The 5,333-nt window shown below is 31.5% G+C and carries 6 protein-coding genes; 2 read left to right on the top strand and 4 right to left on the bottom strand.

What is annotated here, in order from left to right:
* A partial coding sequence (locus CQ058_RS32825) for a YolD-like family protein (protein WP_142396448.1) occupies nucleotides 1–151 on the bottom strand: 151 nt, incomplete at its 3' end.
* Between the two features lie 15 nt (nucleotides 152–166).
* Nucleotides 167–1,438: a Y-family DNA polymerase gene (locus tag CQ058_RS30840; protein ID WP_105590242.1), complete on the bottom strand. Its 1,272-nt coding sequence runs from the start codon at nucleotides 1,436–1,438 to the stop codon at nucleotides 167–169.
* A 336-nt stretch (nucleotides 1,439–1,774) separates the two neighbouring features.
* Here CQ058_RS30840 and CQ058_RS30835 point away from each other — a divergent pair, with 336 nt between their 5' ends.
* Both CQ058_RS30835 and CQ058_RS30830 read left to right on the top strand, forming a co-directional pair.
* The gene (locus CQ058_RS30835) at nucleotides 1,775–3,175 is read left to right on the top strand and encodes a DUF2971 domain-containing protein (RefSeq protein WP_105590241.1); all 1,401 of its coding nucleotides are present in this window, start codon (nucleotides 1,775–1,777) and stop codon (nucleotides 3,173–3,175) included.
* A gap of 477 nt (nucleotides 3,176–3,652) precedes the next feature.
* Nucleotides 3,653–3,877 carry a helix-turn-helix domain-containing protein gene (locus tag CQ058_RS30830; RefSeq protein WP_105590240.1) on the top strand — a complete coding sequence of 75 codons (225 nt, stop codon included), beginning with the start codon at nucleotides 3,653–3,655 and terminating at the stop codon, nucleotides 3,875–3,877.
* A 40-nt stretch (nucleotides 3,878–3,917) separates the two neighbouring features.
* On the opposite strand, the gene CQ058_RS30825 is transcribed toward CQ058_RS30830, so the two are convergent.
* Nucleotides 3,918–4,535 carry a replication-relaxation family protein gene (locus tag CQ058_RS30825; protein ID WP_105590239.1) on the bottom strand — a complete coding sequence of 206 codons (618 nt, stop codon included), beginning with the start codon at nucleotides 4,533–4,535 and terminating at the stop codon, nucleotides 3,918–3,920.
* Nucleotides 4,474–5,333: FtsK/SpoIIIE domain-containing protein (locus tag CQ058_RS30820; RefSeq protein ID WP_105590238.1), on the bottom strand; the 860-nt coding region annotated here is incomplete at its 5' end. The genes CQ058_RS30820 and CQ058_RS30825, both read right to left, overlap by 62 nt.

The following is a 5,333-nucleotide window of genomic DNA, read 5'->3' as shown; positions in this document are numbered from 1 at the left end:
AACACACAATATCATTTATAAGATCTAATTTTTGTTCATCTAAAATAGGCATCGGTACTTCATTTTGCTTATCGTAAAATTCATTTAGTCCTTCAAATTGTTCTTTTATTGCTGAAAATGGAACCCAACGCATCATACCTCTATCAATCATGATCTGTATTCCTCCTTATGCTTTATGCCCACCTATTTTTCCGTTTCTATCCCTTTGTGTAGCCCCTTTAATGTAACTGATACCTCTCATAATTGAATTCTTACCATGTTTATGCCGTATACTATCCATTGTTTTTGCTAATTTCCTTTTAGTATCTTTTTGGGAAGTATCTTCGAACAATGACATTTGAATTGCGTCATCCCTGGTCAAATTTTTCAGTGTAATATGTATTTGGCGCACCGGATGACCAGAATGAAATCTTCTTAATAGTTGCAAAGAAGCCTCATACACATCTTCTGTTAAGCATGTTGGCTGATCTAATGTAATCGCTCGTTTAAATCCTCCACCGATGTATTTGCTATAACCTATAGAAAGTTCAACCGTACGGCAGCATTTATCTATAGATCGTAAACGAAAACAAGTTTCTTCAATTTGTTCTAGAAGGAGTAATTTTAATTTAGTTGGGCTGAAACAGTCCTCTAACAAGATTTGTCCTTTTGTTATAGAGGTACTTTTAGGAATGTATTTATTTGCAATCCGGCTCTCATCAATACCATATGAGAAGCGATATAACTCTTCACCTTTTACTTTGCCAAATCGCTTGATTAGATGCTCTTTAGGTGTTTTTGCAACATCCTTTAAGGAAAATAGGCCCATGCCGTGCAACGCCTCTTCAGTAGCCTTTCCAATTCCCCATACTTTTTGAAGGGGGTTGATTTCCCATAATTTCTTTGAAACATCTTCGTATGTCCACATAGCAATCCTAGAGTCTGAATGTTTACTTTCCACATCAAGAGCAACTTTTGAAAGAAATAAATTCGGTCCAATTCCAATTGATGCGGTTATGCCAGTCGTATCATATATTTCTCTTTGAATCCTTTTAGCAATTACAATTGGATCACGTCCGAAAAGATGAGCTGTTTGTTGCATGTCTAGAAAGCATTCGTCGATTGAGTAAACGTGTAGATCCTCTAACGCTACATACTTCGTATAAATTTCTGTGATTTGATTTGAAATTTCAACAAATCTTCTCATTGTTGCATTCACAATAATAATGTTCGGATCTTTTGGGATTTCGTATAATCTGGTTGCTGTAGAAATCCCTAATTTTTTCAGTTCAGGAGTGGCAGCCAACACAATAGATCCATTTCGATTTACGTCTCCAACAACAGCTAATTTCACTTTTAATGGATCTAATCCCCTCATGACACACGCGCAACTGGCAAAAAATGAACAAAGGTCTATGCAGAGAATCATTCGACTCATGCATTTTGAATAGTCAAACATCGTTTTATCCTCCAAAATAGAACGTTTGTTCTTATTATAAACCCATTGTTTTGTATTATACAATCATTTGTTAGAAATTTTTTATTATCATTATGGTACGTGAAATTAATAACAATATAATCCAAAACAATTTATTACTATTAAGAACATTGTTCTTATGTAGTAAAAGCCAATGAATATTATAAAAGCTATATTTCGAAGTAATAAATATAGAGAAAAAGAGGTGATATTTTAGGGAAATACTGAAAAATAAACTATTTTTTGTAATAATATAATAGAAATTAGAATGCGATTAACAGTAACAGAACCTGTGAATTAGAAAATGGAGTGATTATAATGTACAGATTTCGAAATATTAAAAGCTTATTAGGTGAGTACGAGGAACTGGAAAATCAAGAAATATATTTTTCAGAACTTGATTCATTAAATGATCCAATGGAGGGCATTAGGGAGTATTATTGGCAGGGAGATATTATTGTTTGGAAAAATTTTTTTAAACATTATATGTATAGCTTAACTCATGTATTTTTAATGTCTAAATTATTATCAGAATTAAACAATTCACAAATCCCTATTTGGGATCGAGAAAAATATTATAGTGAAAAATACGAAAAAATTATTAATATGGTTTATGAACATGTTTTCAACAGCAAATATATAAATTTCTGTTTAAATTTCTTATCCAAAGAATCTAAAGAAACTTCTCAAGAAGAAATTTACGTATATTTAAAAATTCTACACTATTTCACCTTAGAAGCTATTTTTGAAGTACATATGGAGTTAGGTCTATCTTCACAATCAATTAACCCCTTTACTTCCATAATAAAATCTGACCTAATAACAGATTTAAAAGAAATAATGGAAAAATTTGATAAAAACCCAAACCGCTACAATGACTATATACAAGTATACAAAGAAGCACTAAATGATAGCGAATTAGCAGATGCCGATCGTGTTGAAAAAAATCAAAATAGCCAGAAAGCAAAATTTATATATGTTGAATTTACAGAAAGATATTTAAAAAAAATTACTGAGCTGACATATCCAAAATGTTATGTAGCTTGTTTTATGGATAATTGTACAAATTCAGCAGTTTGGGGACATTATGGGGATAGCCACAAAGGTGTTTGTCTTAAATTCCGAACTCACGATGTCGATGTACCTAAAATTGAATTAGAAACTATAATTGGATATTCAGATTTAAAGAAAATTTATAATTATCGTCCTTTTGAATTTAATAAAATGAATTATTCTAATCAAATTCAAAGAATTAATTTTTTTAGTCATTTGGGATACTTAAAACATAATGTACTTTTAAAACAATGGTATACAGATTCAGAAGGGAATATCAGTAACTGTGCAAATCACTTAAATGATGACGTTGTTGAATATTGGCAAAAAGAGTACTGGCATAGTTATCAAGTTCCATTTTTAAACAAATCCATTGATTGGCAATATGAAAAAGAATATAGATTATTATTATTTAGTGTTTTAGATAGCTATACAGAAGTGCAAGATAGAAAATTGAAATATAAATTTGAAGATTTAGAAGCTATTATTTTTGGAATGAAAACCTCCAGAGAAGATAGAATAAAAATTATAAACATCATTAAAGAAAAATCCAAACAAGAAAATAGAGAAAATTTTGATTTTTACGAAGCAATAAGTTCTAAGGGTGAAATAACAATTAAAAAGTTAAGAATACAACCATGGTTTGAAGTGCCTCCTTTCCAGTAGACAGTATTTAAAAAGCACGACTAAATAACATGACTTCTATATTTATATAGACTCAGGTTATTTAATTTCTTTTGAAATCTTTGGTGATTATAAAAGTATATATATTTACATATGGAAAATTTGAATTCGACATGTTTTGCATCAATTTATATGAAATAACTAAACACAGATTAGCAATCTATAAAATAAAAAAGCCGAAACCTTTCTCACATAAGGGGTTTCAACTTTTTATTTTGTTAGCATACCCATTGCAACAAGATGCAATTATATTTCAGTGTATCCGCATCTTGTAGCTATTATTATGTATGCTATATTCCACAAAAAAATTACAAAAAATCTTTTATTCTCTTTATCTATCTTTATAATATGCTTCTTTTTTGAGCCATATGCTTCTTTTTTGACTCATCTATGTATGTATAAGTTTAAGAAAGTATGTCCAAACTAACAGATACATAGAGGAAAAAGGAGCGGAAAAGTATGCAAGGAAATAAGCAAAAGCGTACAAAATTAGGGAAATGGTTAGATCAAAATGGGATTGAACAAAAGGAATTAGAATTAGCAGCCAAAGTTAGTCGTAGTACCATTACAAGGCTTTGTAATGATAAAAATCACGTTCCAACTCTTTCTGTAGTCCAAAAAATCATGAAAGCTATTAAACGTTTTGATTCTAAAGTAAATGTACATAATTTCTGGGACATGTAAAAAGCACAAGGAGCTACAATTCACCTTGTGCTTTTTACTTTCATAACACTTCTTTTAACAAGAATGTACGTACATGCACATTATATTTTATTCCATAGCTCTCTAATTTTTTTTCACGATAGTCTGATATTGTAAAAAATAAAATGTTTGGTACGATATCTCTTTGTTTTTTATATAGCTTTGCAATTAAACCATAATATTTTATCTTATCTTCATTTATTTTCATATGTTGAACCCTATCAATCTCAACAAAATGTGGGACTTGATCTACTAAATAATAAGCATCTGGTACAATTATTTTTTCTTCATTTTGGTATCTAAATTTTATAACTTGCTCTGTCTTCCAATTGGGAAAATCTAACCACATCCAAGCTTCGTTACGCAAAAGAATATGTTCAAGTTGATGCTTCTTTTTTCGTTCGTTGGGATCTAATCCTAACAAAGCCGAACCTTTTTTGTTGAGATAATATACATACTCCCGATTATGCGATGTGACATGACAATATTGTCGTAGATCCTTCAAAATACGATTTGCATTTCGAATACTACCTAGAGCATGAATCGCTTGCAATTGCCTCCTAGAAGCAAATTCCAGCTTATTTAAACTCGATAAAATCTCGATCTGTCTGGCTTTCTGTTTGAGCTTCTGGTGCCTCATGCTGTTTCACCACCTTGTATTGCTTCAGTAACTTCCACATATCTGTATCCTTTAAATATGGCACCTGAATTTCTTCTGTACGATCTGTCTTAAATAATGCTCTTCCTGGAAGGGAAGGCAGATCCTCAAGACCTGGTTCATCCAAAGCAACTTGTGAAGCAACCGCTGTTGGTAATCGAAAACCTAGCTTTGCATCAGCATTTTGTTTGATTTGCCTTGGCAATGTATCAGAGGTTGGATATTGCGTACAAAATATGAGCCGGAATCCTAAACCACCCCCGATTCTTGCGATTTCAGATAACATCTCCTGGCACATAAATAATAAATCCCGTTGTTTTTTAGGTAAACCTTGTGTTGGACAAAGATTTGCTCCTTCATCCACTACGATGAAACATCGCTCTTTTATGGATGTATCTATGATATTAGTAAAGTAGGACTTCTTCATTACTTCAATTTGTTTAACCATTTTCTCACGTACTTTAGCCAACATTTCTAACGCCTGTTCTGGATTTTCAGCTACTTCTACAACTTGGGATAGATCTTTGTAAGGACTAAATTCTAGCCCTTCTTTCAGATCGATAATAAAAAAATTCACGTGTTGAGATTGTTGTAAAATTAAACTAGTCATCACATTTTTTAAGAATACTGTTTTTCCAAAACGAGTCATTCCACTTACACACATATGAGGAGTCTTCTCAAAATCATGATATACATATTTATCTAACGCTTTCCCCACCATAACGCTCCATGTATGCTCTTTTAATAGATCCTTAGACCAATTCCACATTTCAGGTATTT

This window comes from Bacillus sp. MYb56, from assembly GCF_002976445.1.
GTDB classification, from domain to species: domain Bacteria; phylum Bacillota; class Bacilli; order Bacillales; family Bacillaceae_G; genus Bacillus_A; species Bacillus_A mycoides.
The sequence above is the reverse complement of the archived record's forward strand: the minus strand, read 5'-3'. Positions and strand labels throughout refer to the sequence as shown.